The 19101-nt window shown below is 29.8% G+C and carries 18 protein-coding genes; 4 read left to right on the top strand and 14 right to left on the bottom strand.

What is annotated here, in order from left to right:
• Positions 1–2 precede the first annotated feature (2 nt).
• From lepB to R3X25_RS00170, 7 genes are all read right to left on the bottom strand, one after another.
• Positions 3–1580: a signal peptidase I gene (gene lepB / locus R3X25_RS00200; RefSeq protein ID WP_317670636.1), complete on the bottom strand. Its 1578-nt coding sequence runs from the start codon at positions 1578–1580 to the stop codon at positions 3–5.
• A gap of 16 nt (positions 1581–1596) precedes the next feature.
• Positions 1597–2301 carry a 4-hydroxy-tetrahydrodipicolinate reductase gene (dapB, locus tag R3X25_RS00195; RefSeq protein WP_317670634.1) on the bottom strand — a complete coding sequence of 235 codons (705 nt, stop codon included), beginning with the start codon at positions 2299–2301 and terminating at the stop codon, positions 1597–1599.
• A 3-nt stretch (positions 2302–2304) separates the two neighbouring features.
• Positions 2305–2886 carry a DUF5683 domain-containing protein gene (locus R3X25_RS00190; RefSeq protein ID WP_317670632.1) on the bottom strand — a complete coding sequence of 194 codons (582 nt, stop codon included), beginning with the start codon at positions 2884–2886 and terminating at the stop codon, positions 2305–2307.
• Positions 2879–3790, bottom strand: coding sequence for a ParB/RepB/Spo0J family partition protein (locus R3X25_RS00185; protein ID WP_317670630.1), 912 nt, complete (start codon positions 3788–3790; stop codon positions 2879–2881). Before R3X25_RS00185 ends, R3X25_RS00190 begins: the two co-directional genes overlap by 8 nt.
• 3 nt (positions 3791–3793) lie before the next feature.
• Positions 3794–4555: an AAA family ATPase gene (locus R3X25_RS00180; RefSeq protein ID WP_317670628.1), complete on the bottom strand. Its 762-nt coding sequence runs from the start codon at positions 4553–4555 to the stop codon at positions 3794–3796.
• A gap of 123 nt (positions 4556–4678) precedes the next feature.
• Positions 4679–6136: an aminoacyl-histidine dipeptidase gene (locus R3X25_RS00175; RefSeq protein WP_317670626.1), complete on the bottom strand. Its 1458-nt coding sequence runs from the start codon at positions 6134–6136 to the stop codon at positions 4679–4681.
• Between the two features lie 23 nt (positions 6137–6159).
• Positions 6160–6792: an NAD(P)H-dependent oxidoreductase gene (locus R3X25_RS00170; protein ID WP_317670624.1), complete on the bottom strand. Its 633-nt coding sequence runs from the start codon at positions 6790–6792 to the stop codon at positions 6160–6162.
• Positions 6793–6903: 111 nt separating this feature from the next.
• Between R3X25_RS00170 and R3X25_RS00165 the strand changes: the two genes are divergently transcribed.
• Positions 6904–8172, top strand: coding sequence for a DUF2851 family protein (locus R3X25_RS00165; protein WP_317670622.1), 1269 nt, complete (start codon positions 6904–6906; stop codon positions 8170–8172).
• On the opposite strand, the gene R3X25_RS00160 is transcribed toward R3X25_RS00165, so the two are convergent.
• The 7 genes from R3X25_RS00160 to R3X25_RS00130 all read right to left on the bottom strand — a co-directional run bounded on the left by R3X25_RS00160 (position 8162) and on the right by R3X25_RS00130 (position 15972).
• Positions 8162–8935, bottom strand: a complete 774-nt coding sequence (locus R3X25_RS00160) for an MBL fold metallo-hydrolase (RefSeq protein ID WP_317670620.1) — start codon at positions 8933–8935, stop codon at positions 8162–8164. The genes R3X25_RS00165 and R3X25_RS00160 overlap by 11 nt on opposite strands.
• Positions 8936–9009: 74 nt before the next feature.
• A complete protein-coding gene (locus R3X25_RS00155) occupies positions 9010–9414 on the bottom strand; it encodes a hypothetical protein (protein ID WP_317670618.1) in 405 nt (134 codons plus the stop codon).
• A gap of 186 nt (positions 9415–9600) precedes the next feature.
• Complete coding sequence (locus R3X25_RS00150) at positions 9601–11394, bottom strand: acyl-CoA dehydrogenase family protein (RefSeq protein WP_317670616.1); 1794 nt, start codon at positions 11392–11394, stop codon at positions 9601–9603.
• Positions 11395–11443: 49 nt separating this feature from the next.
• Complete coding sequence (locus R3X25_RS00145) at positions 11444–11812, bottom strand: four helix bundle protein (RefSeq protein WP_317670614.1); 369 nt, start codon at positions 11810–11812, stop codon at positions 11444–11446.
• Between the two features lie 36 nt (positions 11813–11848).
• Entirely contained in the window at positions 11849–13033 is a 1185-nt protein-coding gene (locus R3X25_RS00140; protein ID WP_317670612.1) for an acetyl-CoA C-acyltransferase, read from the bottom strand.
• Positions 13034–13106: 73 nt separating this feature from the next.
• Positions 13107–15506, bottom strand: a complete 2400-nt coding sequence (locus R3X25_RS00135) for a 3-hydroxyacyl-CoA dehydrogenase/enoyl-CoA hydratase family protein (protein ID WP_317670610.1) — start codon at positions 15504–15506, stop codon at positions 13107–13109.
• 13 nt (positions 15507–15519) lie between these two features.
• Entirely contained in the window at positions 15520–15972 is a 453-nt protein-coding gene (locus tag R3X25_RS00130) for a MarR family winged helix-turn-helix transcriptional regulator (protein WP_317673368.1), read from the bottom strand.
• Positions 15973–16098: 126 nt separating this feature from the next.
• On the opposite strand from R3X25_RS00130, the gene R3X25_RS00125 reads away from it, so the two are divergent.
• The 3 genes from R3X25_RS00125 to R3X25_RS00115 all read left to right on the top strand — a co-directional run bounded on the left by R3X25_RS00125 (position 16099) and on the right by R3X25_RS00115 (position 19098).
• Complete coding sequence (locus R3X25_RS00125; protein ID WP_317670608.1) at positions 16099–16791, top strand: hypothetical protein; 693 nt, start codon at positions 16099–16101, stop codon at positions 16789–16791.
• A 71-nt stretch (positions 16792–16862) separates the two neighbouring features.
• The gene (locus R3X25_RS00120; RefSeq protein ID WP_317670606.1) at positions 16863–17789 is read left to right on the top strand and encodes an ABC transporter ATP-binding protein; all 927 of its coding nucleotides are present in this window, start codon (positions 16863–16865) and stop codon (positions 17787–17789) included.
• Positions 17782–19098 carry an ABC transporter permease gene (locus tag R3X25_RS00115; RefSeq protein WP_317670604.1) on the top strand — a complete coding sequence of 439 codons (1317 nt, stop codon included), beginning with the start codon at positions 17782–17784 and terminating at the stop codon, positions 19096–19098. Before R3X25_RS00120 ends, R3X25_RS00115 begins: the two co-directional genes overlap by 8 nt.
• Positions 19099–19101: the final 3 nt, after the last annotated feature.

Raw genomic sequence — 19101 nt, 5'->3', positions numbered from 1 at the left:
TATTAAGCTTCTTTCTTTTTACGTTTTCTATAACTACTATATCCAAACCAAAGTGCTAAGGCACCTAAAAAGTGATACAAATACGAGACAGGTTCTCCATCTCCATGTACGGTAGTAAATACTCTTTCCCAGCGAATTTTATTTTGAATTCCTTCGGCATTACTATCCCAACTCATCCAAATAAACACGGGTTTTCCAACTACATGATCAAATGGAACATAGCCCCAAAAACGTGCATCTTCAGAGTTTTGTCTATTATCTCCCATTAACCAATAATAGTTTTGTTTAAACGTGTACGTTGTGGCTAACTCACCATTAATATAAATTTCGTTTCCATTAACCATTAAATTATTATGCTCGTAATCTTCAATAATTCTTTTATAAAAAGGTAATGTTTGAGAATTAATTTCAACTGTTTTTCCTTCTTCAGGTATGTAAATAGGACCATAGTTATCTTCACTCCAAGCATATTCTGTAGAGTGAGGGAAAACTCTTTTATCGTAATTACCTTTAGGTTTTAATTGTTTTTCTACACTTTTAATCATTGGGTTTTTACGCAGTTTTTGAGCTAATTCATCTGTTAAATTTAGAATGTAGTAGTCTCCCATATTTCCACCTTCGGTAATATTAAAGCGTTTAAAAAAGCTTCCAGATAATTGCCCATTTGCAACAACCTTATGCATGTATTGAGGTTTAGCTCTATCTGGTAGAACTGTTTGTTTTCCATTTATAAATATGTAACCATCTTTAATTTCTAATGAATCTCCAGGTACACCAACACAACGTTTTACATAGTTCGATTTTTTGTCTATTGGTTTATATTTATGAATTCCAGATTTGTCGAAAAACTTTTGAACTGTATCAACTGGCCAACTAAAAACTACAATTTCATTTCGTTTAATATCTTGTAAACCAGGTAATCTAAAATATGGAAGTTGTAGTTTATTTTTCCATGAAGTTTCTTTTTTACTTACATCATCATCAAACAAATACGATTTTATTTTTAGCAACGGAATGGTGTCATGTACCATTGGCGCAGCAACTGTTGTCATTGGTGTTCTTGCTCCATAATGGAATTTACTTACAAAAAGAAAATCACCAACTAATAACGATTTTTCTAACGATGAAGTAGGTATAGTGTAAGGTTGCATAAAATAAGTGTGAACTAGAGTAGCTGCAATAATTGCAAAAACAATAGAACTTACCCATTCACCTAATTCAGTTCTAGATTTTAAGCTCCTATCTTCAACATATTTAACGTCTTCAATATAATTTAAATAAAAATTATAAAACCCTAAAGATAAAACTGCTAAAAACGAACTTGCTGTTGAATATTTACCAAAACTACGAACCGTTTCAACCCAAACTACGGGGAACATTAACAAATTAATAATTGGAATAAATAATAGAATTATCCACCAAGATGGTCGTTTTATTATTTTCATTAATACAATTGCGTTGTAAATAGGTACTAATGCTTCCCAAGCTTTTCTTCCTGCTTTTACATATAATTTCCAAGTTCCTAAAAAGTGAATTACTTGTACTATTAGAAATAAAATTAACCAACCTGTCATTGTCATAAATTAATGTTTTTATTTATTCAAGACCTAAAACGTCTTTCATTGTAAATATTCCTGTTTTGTCTACCAACCATTCAGCTGCAACTACTGCACCTAAAGCAAAGCCTTGTCTGTTATGTGCTGTATGTTTAATATCTATACTATCAACTTCAGACTCATATTTTACAGAATGCGTTCCTGGAACTTCAGGAATTCTTTTTGCTACTATAGGTAGCTCATTTTCAGATGTTGTTACATCTAAAGCCCATTTATTTTTTGAAGTATGTTTTATAATATCTTCAGCTAACGTAATTGCCGTTCCGCTTGGTGCGTCTAATTTTTTAGTATGATGAATTTCTTCCATTGAGATATTATATTGGTCTAAATTTTTCATCATTTTAGCCAAATAATCATTCAATTCAAAAAAGATGTTTACACCTAAACTAAAGTTTGAAGCATATATAAAAGCGCCTTTATTTTTGTTGCAGATATCAATAGCTTCATCAAATTTATCTAACCATCCTGTTGTTCCACAAACTACAGGCACCTTGTTTTTAAAACAATTTGTAATATTATTAAAAGCAACCGTTGGAATACTAAAGTCAATAGCTACATCAGCATCTGAAATGTTATAATCACCAGTGTTTTCGTCAACTTTTAATACTATTTTGTGTCCGCGTTGTAAAGCAATTTGTTCAATTGTTTTACCCATTCTACCATATCCTAAAAGGGCAATTTTCATAAGTTAAAAATTGAAATTTATAGATGCTCCAACTACTTGTTTGTTGGAGAAATCATTATTAATTATTGTGGGTTTAAAAGATATATTATCGTCTACATTGTGTTGTAATAAATGTGCGTTAGTACTAGCTTCTAAAATTTGTAAAACATACAAACCAACAGTAACTAGCAGCGATAAATCTCTATCTTCTTTATAGCTTTTTTGAGCTGAAATTAAAGCATCTTCAGAAAGTAAGATATGATCACCAACTCCATCAAATTCATGAGGTTTATCATCTTGCATTAATTTAAAAGCTGTTCTAGCTCGTTTAAAATTTGTGTTATTTCTACTGTATAAGTAAACTCCTGAACCTAGTGCTCCGTATATTATTGGGATTTTCCAATATTTTTTATTGTACGCCTGACCTAAACCAGGTAAAATAGCAGAATAAAATGCAGCTTTTGAAGGTGATAATGGGTTAAAATCATCAGTTATAAAAACGGTATCTTTCACTTTAATAGTTACATCCTCATTTTTTTGAGCGTAGCTATTAAAAATTCCAATAGTTAAAAGAACTATGTAAAATATGACTTGTTTTTTAATCAATGTTTTTTTCTAATAATTTTTTAATTCTATTGAAGTCTTCTTCAGAGTGAAAAGGAATCATAATTTTTCCTTTATCTGAACCTGAAAGTTTAACGTCAATTTTATGCCCAAAGTATTCACTAAATGTTTTTAACCCTTTATTAACAAATTTAGGGATATCTGTTTTTGATTTTGTTGAAGTTTTTACTTCAGGAGTAGCTCCTTTTAGAGTTTTTACTAATTGTTCTGTTTGACGAACAGATAGTTTATCTTGAAGTATTTTTTCATAAATATTTAATTGATCTTCAGAGTTTTCAACGTTAATTAAGGCTCTACCGTGTCCCATAGATAAAAAACCATCACGCATTCCAGTTTGTATAATTGGATCTAATTTTAATAAACGTAAGTAGTTTGTTATAGTAGATCTTTTTTTACCAACTCGCTGACTCATTTCTTCTTGTGTTAAGTCAATTTCATCAATTAAGCGTTGGTATGAAAGTGCAACTTCTATAGGATCTAAATCTTTACGTTGAATATTTTCAACCAAAGCCATTTCCAGCATTTCTTGGTCATTAGCAATTCTAATGTATGCAGGAATTGTTGTACTTCCAATTAATTTTGAAGCTCTAAATCTTCGTTCTCCAGAAACTAATTGAAATTTATTACCTTCTAATTTTCTAACAGTAATTGGTTGAATAACACCAAGTTCTTTAATTGAACTGGCTAATTCACGTAAGGCTTCTTCGTTAAAATAACTTCTTGGTTGAAATGGGTTTACGTCAATAGCATTAATTTCTATTTCTACAATACTTCCTACTACTTTATCAGCATTTTTATCTTGTGCTGAATTTATATCAGCGTTAGATTCTTTTAATAAAGCTGACAATCCTCTACCTAAAGCTTGTTTTTTTGTTGCCTTTGCCATACGTTATTGTTTTTTTAATATTTCGTGGGCTAAATTAATATAATTAACCGCACCACGACTTGTAGCATCATATGCAATTATACTTTCACCATAACTTGGAGCTTCACTTAATCTAACATTACGTTGAATTATAGTTTTAAAAACCATATCACTAAAATGTTTTTTTACTTCTTCAACTACTTGGTTAGACAATCTTAAGCGAGAATCGTACATGGTAAGTAGTAACCCTTCTATATCTAAATCTGGATTATGTATTTTTTGAACACTTTTTATAGTGTTTAATAATTTACCTAAACCTTCTAAAGCAAAATATTCACATTGAATAGGTATAATTACTGAATCTGCAGCTACTAAAGCATTTAGAGTTATTAGACCTAAAGATGGTGCACAATCTATTAAAATATAATCGTAATCATCTTTAATTTCTTGAAGTGATTGTTTTAACATATATTCTCTATGATCTTTATCAACCAATTCAATTTCAATAGCAACTAAATCTATATGAGCTGGAATTACAGAAACGTTTGGAGAATTAGATGAAACAATAGCATCTTTTGCAGAAATTGCATGTTCTAATAAGTGGTATGTACCACCTTCAACTTCTTCAACATTAATACCTAGACCAGAAGACGCATTTGCTTGTGGATCAGCATCAATCAATAATACTTTTTTCTCAAGCACACCTAATGATGCTGCTAAATTAACAGTTGTTGTTGTTTTACCAACTCCACCTTTTTGGTTGGCTATTGCAATAATTTTACCCATAAAAATGTTAGAATTATTAAGTGCTGTAAAAATACAATTATTTATGGTTTATAAAAGAAGATATTGTTAACAAACACCTAAAAAATAAAAGAGGTTGAATTTCAACCTCTTTTATTATAAAAATTATTTTTTAGCTGGAATATTTTCTAATGTAGTTAATAGAAATTTCCAGAATTTTTTGGCAGATTTTATGTTAGCTCTTTCATCTGGTGAATGTGCTCCTTGTATGGTTGGTCCAAACGAAATCATATCCATTTCTGGGTAGTTTGTTCCTAATATTCCACATTCTAAACCAGCATGACAAGCAACTACGTGAGGTTTGCTGTTAAACAACTCTTCGTAAGTTTTAGTCATTGTTTTTAAAATTGGAGAATCTACGTTAGGTTTCCATCCAGGGTAAGAACCAGATAAATTAACAGCATAACCAGCTAATTCAAAAGTAGATTTTAAAGAGTTTGCTAAATCAACTTTAGAAGATTCTACAGATGAACGTGTTAAGCACATAATTTCAATTTTTTCATCTTTAACTAAAACTCTTGCTACGTTGTTTGATGTTTCTACAAGGTTTTCCATATCTGGACTCATAGTATAAACGCCATTGTATGCTGAATAAACGGTATTTAATAAAGTAATTTGGCTAATAGTAGTCATTACTTTTTTAATATCATCAATTCTTTCGTAAGAGATTTCTAAATTAGGTTCTGTTGTTTTAAATTCTTTTTGAATTTCTTTTGCAATTTTTTTAAAAGTTCTTTCAAATAGCGTTTTGTTAGAATTGTAAACAGTTACTTTTGAAAAACTCTCACGAGGTATAGCATTACGTAAACCACCTCCATTAATTTCTGAAATGCGAATGTATTCTTGATTTGCATATAAAATACGGTTCATTATTTTATTTGCATTTCCAAGACCTTTATCAATATCCATTCCTGAATGTCCTCCATTTAGCCCTGTTACAGCTATTTTTAAAGAAACACTGTTTGAAGGAGCATTTACTTCGTTGTACGAGTTTAATGCAGAAACATCAACACCACCAGCGCAACCTATATCAATCTCGTCATCTTCTTCGGTATCTAAATTTAGTAAAATTTCCCCATCTAAATAACCAGCTTGTAACCCCATAGCTCCAGTCATTCCAGTTTCTTCGTCAATAGTAAATAAAGCTTCAATAGCTGGGTGTTTAATTTCAGAAGATGCTAAAACACTCATAATAGCGGCAACTCCTAAACCATTGTCAGCACCTAAAGTTGTTCCGTCAGCTTTTACCCAATCACCATCAATTACCATTTTAATTCCTTCAGTGTCAAAATCAAAATTTGTATCTGAATTTTTTTGATGAACCATATCTAAATGCGATTGCATTACAACCGTTTTTAAATTTTCCATTCCTTTGGATGCTGGTTTTTTAATAATTACATTTCCAACAGGATCTACTACTGTTTTAAGGTTTAATTTGTTTCCAAAATCAACCATAAACTGTATAACCTTTTCTTCTTTTTTTGAACCTCTTGGTACCGCATTTAAATCAGCAAAATTGTTCCAAAGTTCTTTTGGTTCAAGATTTCTTACTTCTTTACTCATATTTAATTATTTTATTAGGTGTTTTATTTAATATCTATAATAACTTCATTTAGTTGTTTTCTCACTTTTTTTTGTCCGTTCATTAAATCATCTTCAGCTCTGTAACCTACTGGTAACATTAAAATAGATTGTAAATTTAATTCTTTTAAATTTAGAATTTCATCAATTTTACTAGGTATAAAACCTTCCATTGGGCAATTGTCAATTTGTTCAACTGCACAAACGGTTATTAAATTTCCAAGTGCAATATACGCTTGGTATTTTGCAGAAAGCTGACGTTTTTCTAATCCCCAACTTTTATACATTTCAAGTAGTTGTTTTCTAAAAGCACCAACTGTATCTTCTGAAATATTTCTGGTTTTTTTTTCTAAATCAAAATATGTATTAATGTCTTCAGAAGTTGTATCGTTTTCAATACAAATTACTAACAAGTGAGAGCAATCTGCAACCTGACGTTGGTTAAAAGAAGGTTCTACAAATTTTTCTTGAAGTTTTTTATTCTCAATTACTACAAGTTTAATTGGTTGTAATCCAAAGGAAGTTGCTGTTAAATTGAAAGCTTTTTTTAAAATATCAATTTGTTGTGAAGTTAGTTTTTTTGAAGCATCAAATTTTTTTGTTGCATATCGCCATTCTAAACTACTTATTATATTCATACTATAAAATTTCTATCACAAAAATACTTTAAAAAAGTAGAAATATACGTACGTTTTTAATTCAATTTTTATAATTAAAAGTTAATTTTTACATTTATAAAAAACTGTGCTATGAGAGAAGATTTTCTTCATTTTATATGGAAATTGCAATTATTTTCAAAAGTTGATTTAATTTCTACTAGAAATGAATCTATTGAAATTGTGAAACAAGGACTTTTAAATTTTAATTCTGGGCCTGATTTTTTAAATGCAAAAGTTAGAATAAATGGACAACTATGGGCTGGAAATGTAGAGATTCATTTAAAAGCTTCGGATTGGTATGTGCATCAACACGAAAAAGATTTAAATTATAATACTGTGATTTTACATGTGGTTTGGGATAATGATATTGAGGTTTTTAATAAGTATAATGAAGCAATACCAACAATTGAACTAAAAAGTTATATTTCAAAAGATTTGTTGAGTAACTATAAATCACATTTTAATTCACCTAAAAAATGGATAAACTGTGAAAATAACATTAGTACCATTTCTAAATTTAAACTTTCACATTTTTTTGAGCAATTGTATTTTAATCGTTTAGAGCAAAAATCGATTTTAATTGAAAGTGAGTTGCTAAAAACAAATAAGGATTGGGAAGCTATTTTATTTAGATTATTATTGAAAAATTTTGGATTAAAAGTAAATGGCGAGGCTTTTTTAAATTTGGGAAATTCTATAAATTTTTCTGTTATTAGAAAAGTTAGTCAAAATCCATTTCAAATGGAAGCTTTATTATTTGGACAAGCAGGTATATTAGAAGAAACAAAAGAATCGGTTTATTTTGAAAAACTTCAAAAAGAATACAAATATTTGCAATCAAAATTTAAATTAAAGCCTTTAAATAATGGTCAAATTCAGTTTTTTAGATTGCGACCAAATAATTTTCCAACTATTAGATTGTCTCAAATTGCACAATTATATTTTAAATATAAGAATTTATTTTCTAAAATTATGGAGATGAATTCTCTTCAGAATTATTACGAATTGTTTAAAATTGAAACATCAGAATTTTGGGAAACACATTATACTTTTGAGAAAGAATCTAAAAAACGAGTTAAAAAATTATCAGAAGCGTTTATTGATTTACTGTTAATAAACACAATTATTCCTATAAAGTTTAAATATTATATTCAACAAGGTACATCTATCGATTCAATTTTAGATTTAATTCAAGAAATAAAGCCAGAAAAAAACACCATAATATCAAAATTTAATGAATTAAAAATAGCATCTGATTCCGCATTTGAAACACAAGCATTATTACAATTAAAAAATGAATATTGTAATAAATTAAAATGTTTAGATTGTACAATAGGTAAGGATTTGCTTACTCGTTAATTTGTTTTTCAGGATACCATTTACGCAATCGAACGTCAATTTCAACGTTTTTTAAATTTACTAATTCTTTAAATTTAGCAACGTCACTAAAACCATTTTTTCCTCTATAATGAAAAGGATATACAATTTTTGGTTGAAATTCTAATACAGCATCAGCCGCCTGATTTATATCCATAGTGTAAGGTAAATTCATACAAACAAAAGCAATATCTATATTTTGTAACGTTCGCATTTCAAAAATATCTTCAGTATCTCCAGAAATATAAATACGTTTATTGTCAATATTTAAAATATATCCATTTCCTCGTCCTTTTGGATGTCTAGAAGTAATAGTTTCGGGTAAATTATACATGGCAACTGCTTGAATAAAAAAATCTAATCTGTGAATGCCTTGACCGTTATTAAGAATTGTAGTTTTATTAAGATATTTTTCAGGTAATTGCATTGAAACTTCCAGCGGAACAATAAACAGTGTTTTTGAAGTATCAATAGTTTCTAAAGTTTTTAAATCTAAATGATCACCGTGAATATCTGTAATTAATATAATATCTGGTGAAGGTTGATTTTTATATAAATTTGCTCCTCCGTAAGGATCAATATATATGGTTTTTGAATTATAGGTTAAAATGATACTAGAATGAAGTATAGGCTGAATTTCAATAGTACCATTTTGAGTTTTAACAATATCTTTTTCAGCAATTTGTGACCATGAGTTAATTGATATTAAACCAATTAACACTAAAAATATTTTTTTTAAATTCATTTTAAAATAAGGTGTTAATGTATAGATGTTATTAATCTATAACCAATAACGTGCCAAAAATAGGATTTTAAAATTTAATTAAAATAATCTTTAACCCAAGCAACTTTTTGATTTTCAGTTAATGTTTCAGAGTTAAAAGTACCTTTGAGTTTTTTAGAAAGTAAAATGTTATTGTTTATTTCTCTCTCTAATAGTTTTTTCATTTTTGAAGGTCCAAAAAGCACAATATTGTCAACAGTACCAATTTCTTTTAGTAAATGTTTAAAAAAATTATTTGTTTGTAATATTTTCTTATTCTCTCTGTTTTTCTCATAAGTTAAATACTGACCTCCAAATCTTCCAAACTTTTTACCTTCTCCTTCAACTCTTTCGCGAGTTTCAATGTTTGATTTAATTTTTTTTAGAGAATGCCCGTTGTTTGACAGTTTAATAATAATTGCTTGTTTAGTATCAATCCAAATTCCAATATTTTTTTTCATAATTGTGAAGTTTTTTAATGATGAAATTATTGGGGTATACATTTGTTTGGAATGTATAGTATAAATTTACGAAAAAATATAATTGATTTCTAGTTGATTATGAATTTTTAGATAAATTTATGATTCTATAAAAAAAAAGCCTTCATTAATAATGAAGGCTTTCTATTTTAAAAATATTTCTATTTACTAGAAACAATATTTATTTTCAGCTATTAATTTATCAGCAATAATTTTTCTTAATTTAATAGGATTTGGGTTGTTAGAGTATTTAGTAAAACGCTTTAATCCCATTAACATCATGCGTTGTTCATCGCCTTCTGCAAAATATAAAATGGCTTCTTTTCCAAAACTATTTGAAGTTTCAACTGCATTAAATAAATTTAATTTAGCCATTGCAATTTGTACTTCAGCTTCTTTTTCAGAAGTAGATTTGGCTAGTTTTTCAGCTTTTAAAATGGCAGATTCGGCCATATAAACTTCAATCATTATTTCTGCCGCAGCTAAAATTAGTTGTTGATGCTTTTCTAATTCCATACCAAAAGTTTGAACGGCTTTACCAGCTACCATTAAAAATGCTTTTTTCAATTTGGCAACCATTTCTTTTTCTTCAGAAAGTACTTCAGAATAATCAGGAGTGTCGAATGATGGTATTCCCATTAAACTATTTCCAACTTCTGTAGCAGGTGTAATTACATCAATTTCACCTTTCATTGCTTTTTTAAGCAACATTCCAACAGTTAAAAGTCTATTTATTTCATTAGTTCCTTCATAAATTCTTGTAATTCTAGCATCTCTCCAACCACTTTCCATTGGTGTATCTTTTGAGAATCCCATTCCTCCAAAAATTTGAATACCTTCATCAGAAACAAATTGTGAAACTTCTGAAGCGTATACTTTTATAATGGCACATTCAATAGCATATTCTTGGAAAGCTGCTAATTCGGCATCTTGGTGCGATTTCCCTTCAGCTAAACCTGCATCAATCATATTTTGAATATCTTTAGCAGCTCTATAGCAAGCTGCATCTATGGTAAATGTTTTAGCACACATTTCACCATATTTTTTTTGAATAGCACCAAAATTAGAAATTGCTGTATTAAATTGTTTACGTTCATTTCCATACTGAACGGCAAGTGAAATAATTCTTCTGCTTGCATCTAAACAAGCCGCACCTAGTTTAATACGACCAACATTTAAAGAATTCATTGCTATTTTAAAACCTTTTGCTCTTTCTGAAAGCATATTTTCTACAGGAATCAAAGTATCGTTAAAAAATACTTGTCGAGTAGAAGAGGAGGTAATACCTAACTTATGTTCTTCTTCACCTAAAGTAACTCCGTTTGGGTTTTCTTTATCGAATTCTAGTATAAAAGCAGTGATTTTTTTGTCGTCTTCAATACGAGCAAATACAATAAATATTTCGGCAAAACCTGCGTTTGAAATCCACATTTTTTGTCCGTTAATTTTATAGTGTTTTCCGTCTGCCGTTAATTCAGCAGTTGTTTTACCAGAATTTGCATCACTACCAGCACCAGGTTCGGTTAAACAATAGGCTCCAAATTTTTCTCCTGAAGTTAATAAAGGTAAATATTTATTCTTTTGATCTTCAGTTCCGTACAAGAAAATTGGCATAGTTCCAATTCCCGTATGTGCACCAAAAGCAGTACCTACAGACCCTGTTGCTGATGAAATATAATCTGTTACCAACATTGTTGAAACAAATCCCATTCCAATTCCTCCATATTTTTCAGGAATTGATACTCCTAAAAAGCCCATTTCTCCAGCTTTGCGCATCACTTCTTCGGTAAGCGCATAATCTTTATTTTCAAAACGTTCTTTATGAGGCCAAACTTCACGGTCAATAAATTCTATAACCGCTTCTTTCATCATTTTTTGTTCTTCGTTGAACTCTTCAGATATAAAAATATCTTGAGCTTTTATTTCTTTTATTAGGAATTCTCCTCCTTTAATTGTTGCCATAATTTTTTTTAAGATTTTAGAAAATAGATTTTAGAAAAAAGACTTTATATTATTCAGTTTTCAAACTGTTTTGAAAGCCCATAGTCATTCTTTGAAACTCTTCTAATTTACTTTCTATATTAGTTAATATTGGTTTAGTTATATAATCTCTATGTTGAGCCACGAGTAATTGGGTGCCCAACTCAAAAGAAGATCCAAGAGAAATATCCAAGAAATGAGAAAAGGATTTATTTGTTCGTGACGATCCTTCAGCTATATTACTTGGTATTGAGATAGAACATCTACTTAATTGTGAACTTAAACCATAAATTTCTTGTTTTGGAAATTCTATTAAGATATCTGAAATATCATTTGAAATTTCTAATCCTAATTGCCATATTTTCAGATTTTTATAATTATGTCTAGTTCGTTGACTCATTCTATCTATATTCTTTTCTCTTTTATCTAAACTCTTTTATTTCAATAATTCAAAAATACTTGCAGCTCCTTGTCCTGTACCAACACACATAGTAACAATACCATATTTGTTTTTACGTCTGCGCATTTCGTTAAAAAGCTGGACAGATAATTTTGCTCCAGTACAACCCAATGGATGACCTAATGCAATGGCTCCTCCATTTACATTTACAATGTCTTGGTTTACATCTAATTCTCTCATAACAGCTAAAGATTGAGAAGCAAAAGCTTCATTTAGCTCAATTAATTCAATATCATTTAGTGTTAAGTTAGCTTGTTTTAAAGCTTTTGGAACAGCTTTTACAGGTCCCATTCCCATAATACGTGGTTCAACGCCTACGGCTGCAAAAGAAACCATACGAGCAATAGGTTCAATATTTAATTCTTTTACCATTTCTTCGCTCATAACTAATAAAAATGCAGCTCCATCACTCATTTGAGAGGAATTTCCGGCAGTTACACTTCCACCTTGTGCAAATACAGGGCGCAATTTTGCTAATGCTTCTTTTGAAGTTCCTTTACGAGGTCCTTCATCAGCAGAAACAGTGTAGTTTTTAGTTTGCTTTTTACCATTTTCATCTAAAAAAATATTTTCAACAGTAATTGGAACAATATCATCATTAAAAGTTCCATTGGCTTGTGCTTCCAAAGCTTTCATATGAGATTTAAATGAAAACTCATCTTGGTCTTCTCTAGAAACTTTGAATTGTTGAGCAACAGCTTCTGCAGTTAATCCCATTCCCCAATAATAATCTTCATTACCTTCTTTTGCCGATTTGTAATTTGGAACTGGGCGATAGCCTCCCATTGGAATATAACTCATACTTTCTACACCACCGGCAACAATACAATCGGCCATTCCAGATTGAATTTTAGCTACGGCAATACTTACAGTTTCTAATCCTGAAGCGCAATATCTGTTTACTGTCATTCCTGGAACATCTTCAATTTTTAATCCCATTAAAGAGATTAAACGTCCCATGTTTAAACCTTGTTCGGCTTCTGGCATTGCATTTCCAACAATTACATCATCAATTCTATGTTTATCTAATTGAGGGAAATCTTTTAATAAATGTTCAATTGTTTCAGCAGCTAATTCGTCAGGTCTTTTAAACCTAAAAACTCCACGAGGAGCTTTTCCAACTGCTGTTCTATATCCTTGTACTATATATGCTGTTTTCATTTTTAATTTGGCTTTTGGCTATTAGCTTTTGGCAATGAGCTATTGGCTCCCTGCGAACTGCTAAAAGCAATTTTTAATTACGTAACGGTTTACCTGTTTTTAACATGTGCTCAATACGCTCTAATGTTTTACGTTCCGTACATAAACTCATAAAAGCTTCACGTTCAAGGTCTAGCAAGTATTGTTCTGAAACCATTGTTGTTTCAGATAAATCTCCACCAGCCATAACATAACCTAACTTATTAGCTATTTTTTTGTCATGTTCAGAAGCGTAATGTCCTTTTTCTAAACTATCTGTACCAACTAAAAACATACCCAATGCTTGTTGTCCATAAACTTGAACTTTTTTAGGTACAGGTTGCGTATAACCATCTTCCAACATTTGAATTGCGTGTCGTTTAGCTGTAGCTATTTGTCGATCTTTATTAACTACAACAATATCTTTATGTTCTTTAAAAAAGCCTAAATCATAAGCTTCGTGAGCTGAAGTTGCCACTTTAGCCATAGCTACATTAATAAAGTAATCACGTAGTTTATTTAATTTCACATCATCTTTTAAAACGCCTTCAGAAGCTCTTAAAGCCATTTCTTTAGAACCAGCTCCTCCAGGAATAATACCAACGCCAAATTCAACCAAACCAATGTAAGTTTCGGCTGCGGCAATAACTCTATCTGCATGCATGCTTAATTCACAACCACCACCAAAAGTGTAGCCATGAGGTGTAATTAAGGTTGGACAAGAGGAGTAGCGTAACCTCATTACAGTATCTTGAAAATACTTTACAGAGAAATTTAGTTCGTCATATTCTTGCTCAACAGCCATCATAAATACCATTGCTAAATTTGCTCCAACAGTAAAGTTTGCTGCTTGATTTCCAAGAATTACAGCATCGTATTCAGTTTCGGCTAAATCAATTCCTTTATTAATAGCTTGTAAAACCTCGCCTCCCAGCGTATTCATTTTAGATTGAAATTCTACATTTAAAACTCCGTTTCCTAAATGTTGAATAGATGCTCCAGAATTAGACCAAATAGTTTTTGCTTCTCTAATATTATCTAGAATAATAAAACTGTCTTGACCAGGTATTTTTTCTTGAGATTTTGAAGGAATTGCATAATAATATTTAGCTCCATCGCAAACTGTGTAGAACGATTTGTTTCCACTTGCAACCATTTCAGTTACCCAATTTGCAACAGGAATGTTTTCGGCTTGCATAAGCTCAATCCCTTTTTCAACACCAATAGCATCCCAAATTTGGAAAGGACCGTGTTCCCAACCAAAACCAGCTTTCATAGCATCGTCTAGTCTGTATAATTCATCTGAAATTTCAGGTATTCTATTTTGAACATATCCAAACATGGCTGCAAAATTCTTACGGTAAAATTCACCAGCTTTATCTTTTCCTGAAACTAAAACTTTAAAACGATCAATAACTTTATCAATAGTTTTAGTTAGTTCAAGAGTAGCAAATTTTGCTTTTTTACTTGGTCTATATTTTAGAGTGTCTAAATCTAAAGCTTGAATTGATTTTTTACCGTTTTCAACAACTTTTTTGTAAAAACCTTGATTGGTTTTACTTCCAAGCCATTTATTTTCCATCATAGTATTTATGAAAGAAGGTAGTTTAAACAATTCATGAGCTTCATCATTTGGGCAGTTTTCATAAATTCCATTTGCCACATGAACTAACGTATCTAATCCAACTACGTCAACGGTTCTAAAAGTTGCAGATTTAGGGCGTCCAATAACTGGGCCAGTTAATTTATCTACTTCTTCAACGGTTAAGTCTAATTCTTTTACTTGGTGGAAAAGACTCATAATTCCAAAAATTCCAATTCTATTTCCAATAAATGCAGGTGTATCTTTTGCTAAAACAGAAGTTTTTCCCAAGAATTTTTCTCCATACATTATTAAAAAATCTGTAACTTCTTGAGAACAATTTGGTCCTGGAACTACTTCAAATAATTTTAAGTATCGTGGTGGATTGAAAAAGTGAGTTACTGCAAAATGTTTTTGGAAATCTTCACTTCTTCCTTTATTCATATAACTTATAGGAATTCCAGAGGTGTTAGAAGTTATTAAAGTTCCTGGTTTACGGTGTTTTTCAATTTTATCAAAAACCTGTTGTTTAATATCTAAACGTTCTACAACAACTTCAATAATCCAGTCAACATCCTTTATTTTGTGAATGTCGTCTTCTAAATTTCCTGTGCTAATTCTTTCAGCAAACTTTTGATTGTAAATAGGTGATGGTTTCGATTTTAAAGCTTTTTTAAGGCTATCGTTTACCATTCTATTTCTAACTACTTTGTCTTTAAGTGTAAGTCCTTTTGCTTTTTCCGTATCGTTTAGGTCGAAAGGAATAATATCAAGCAATAAAACTTCTACACCTATATTGGCAAAATGACAAGCAATACCAGATCCCATAATACCGGATCCGATAACAGCTATTTTTTTAATTGGTTTTTTCATGGTGTGATTTTTTTTACCTAGATGTTTTTTTGTTAAAAATTTTTTTATTGTTAATTAAGGTGTTAATAGTTTGGGTTACTTCAAAAAAGTGATTTATTTTTTCTTCTGGGATATTTTCTAATATGGTGTTGTTGAATTGAATAACATGTTCTCTTGAAATTTTACGTTTTTGTAATCCAAATTCTGTTAGTTTTATTAAAACTCCTCTACCATCATCAGGGTTTTTTTCTCTGTAAATAGCTCCTTTTTCTTCCATACTTTTTAAAATACGGGAGAGACTTGTGGGCTCCATTCCCATTTGTGGACCTAAAGATGTTGATGGTGTTCCGTTTTCTTTATCTATATTTAGAAGCACAAATGCCATTGCCATTGTGCTATCATATTTACTTGCCTGTTCGTTATACATTTTAGCAACAGCTTGCCAAGTTGCTCGTAATGCGTGATCTATGGATAATTCTTTATGCATTTTCCAAATATATAAAAAAATGTTATGCATGCATAATAAATTTAATAAATTTACTAAATGAAACATTTCTATTTGGTTTTATAAAAAAAAAAGAATAAGTTTAATAACACTTAAAAAATTAAAATTATGGTTACAAAAGAATTATTAGGAAAGGTTATTATACAAGAAAATATAGATACTGTTAATGCAAATAATATTGCAAAAACATTTGTTATAAATGTACCAGATCCTTATAAATCTTATTACAGTAGGTTTACGGATGTTGAAAAACCAACGTCCATAATTTTTGTTACTAAACAACCAAATTCATTTGAAAAAATTCTTCGTGTTACTCAAAAAATAAATAAGGATAATAATATTGCAATAGAAGGTGCAAAATGTGAAGTTAAAATAGGTTCTAGAAAATTACCTGGAATTCGTGTAAAAGGTATTAGTAGATATCCTGAAATTCAAACTATTCAACAATATTATAAAAATGCTGGTTTTGAGTTTGCTAAAGATGAAACTTTTAAAAATACGGATTCATTAATAAGAATTAATAGGTTTTTTAATGTAGAGGAATTAGAACTGGGAATTTATAAATCTAATTCAGAAGATAATGTTTATTATACTGAAATTCCAAAATTTATAACTTGGGATGAATTTAGAGAGTTTACCTTTGATATTAAAAATAACGTTAAAGATAGAAGTTACGATATAGCAAAAGGAATTTTTTATACAAATAATGGAATTGTTGAAATGCTTCGTATTGTAAAACCAAAAGCTACTATTGACTTTTTAAAAACAATTCAGAACAAATATATTGAGAAACTACAATAACTTTTATAATTACATTAACGGTATTTTCATAAATTAAAACTATTTTCGTTTGTTGATTTTAAATTTCTTCAATGAAACATATTTTAAAAGTTGAAAATGTTAGTAAAAATTACGGAAAATTTACAGCATTAAACAACGTTTCTATTTCGGTTCCAAAAGGGAGTGTATTTGGATTGTTAGGTCCGAATGGTGCTGGGAAAACCTCACTAATTCGTATTATTAATCAAATTACTTTACCAGATACTGGTAAAATTTATTTAGATGATGAAGCGTTAATACCAGAACATGTTCACCAAATAGGATATTTACCAGAAGAACGTGGATTGTATAAAAGTATGAAAGTAGGAGAGCAAGCTTTATACTTGGCGCAATTAAAGGGTTTGTCTAAATCTGAAGCCAAAAAACGATTAAAAATTTGGTTTGAAAAATTTGATATTTCAGATTGGTGGGATAAAAAAATACAAGAACTTTCTAAAGGTATGGCGCAAAAAGTACAGTTTATTGTTACTGTTTTACACCAACCAAAATTATTGATTTTTGACGAACCATTTAGTGGTTTTGATCCCATTAACGCCAATTTAATAAAAGATGAAATTTTGAAATTGCGAGATGAAGGCGCAAGTATTATTTTTTCAACACATAGAATGGAATCGGTTGAAGAAATGTGTGAGCATATTGCCTTAATTAACAAATCTAATAAAATCTTAGATGGAAAATTAAGTGATATTAAATCGGAATTTAAAGAGAATAAATTTTCAGTTGGATTACAATGCGAGAATTCTGAAGGCTTGTATAATGAAATTAGAGAGAAATTTACAGTGGAAAAATCTGAAAACTTCAACAATTCAAATTTAGGAATTACCATTAAACTACCTCAAAACGAAACTTCAACAAATTTAATTAAGTTTTTAAATGGGAAATCTCAAATCACTCATTTTACCGAGATTATACCAAATGCAAACGATATATTTTTAAAAGCAGTTGCCAATAATGAATAAGTTGAAACTAATTATAAAAAGAGAATTTTTAGCAAAAGTTAAAAATAAATCATTCATAATACTAACATTATTAAGTCCAGTTTTAATGGTTGGATTAATAATGCTAATTGTTTTTTTAAATCAAAAAAACAGTGAAGAAGTTAGAACTATAGCTTATATAGATGAAAGCGGGCAATTAGCTTCGGTTTTAAAAGATTCTGAACATACAAAATATTTAGACTTAAAAGCATTAGGTTTAGAAGAAGCTAAAAATAAAACCAACCAGTTTTATTATGGTTTAATTTATATACCTAAAGTAGATAGCCTTAAAAATTTAGCAAGTGAAATCTCTTTTTATTCTAAAGAATCTCCTAGTTTAAGCTTGGTTAGTAGTATAGAAGGTAAACTTGAAAAGAAAATTCAAAACTTACGATTAGAAGCATTGAACTTTGATTTAGAAAAACTGAAATCTACCGAAACTAATGTTAGTTTTATTACAGAAAATTTTGAAGGTGAAAAATCTTCAAAAATAGGTAGTGTATTAAAAATGGCAGCAGGCGGAGGATTTGGTTATCTAATTTTTATGTTCATAATAATTTATGGAACATCAGTAATGCGAAGCGTAATTGAAGAAAAAACAAGTAGAATTATAGAAGTAATAATTTCTTCTGTAAAGCCATTTCAATTAATGTTAGGTAAAATATTTGGTAATGCTTTAGCAGGTGTTTTACAATTTATTATTTGGATGATTTCCGCTGGATTTTTACTATTTATTGTAACGTTAATATTTGGCCCAGACGCTACAAATATGTCAGGAGTACAAGGTGTTGGTGTTACATCTGAAATGGCAAATCAAGTACAGCAATCTTCAAGTAGCGATATACAATTGGTATTAGCTGAAATAAAAAATTTACCAGTAATGACACTGTTTTTCTCCTTCATAATATATTTTATTGGAGGTTATTTAATTTACAGTTCAATATATGCCGCAATTGGAGCTGCAGTTGATAGCGAAACCGATACACAGCAATTTATGATGCCTGTTTTAATGCCTTTAATGATAGCTATTTACGTTGGTTTTTCAGTAATTGAAAACCCACATGGTCCAATAGCAGTAGGGTTTTCTATATTTCCATTAACCTCTCCAATTGTAATGTTAATGCGTATTCCTTTTGGAGTTCCAGCCTGGCAATTAATAGTATCTATGGCATTATTATTGGTAACTTTTGTTGGCATGGTTTGGTTTGCGGCAAAAATTTATCGTGTAGGTATTTTAATGTATGGTAAAAAACCAAGTTACAAAGAGCTGTGGAAATGGCTAAAATATTAGAAC

This window comes from Lutibacter sp. TH_r2 (assembly GCF_033101135.1).
Lineage (GTDB): Bacteria > Bacteroidota > Bacteroidia > Flavobacteriales > Flavobacteriaceae > Lutibacter.
This window is presented reverse-complemented; position numbering and strand designations above follow the sequence as displayed.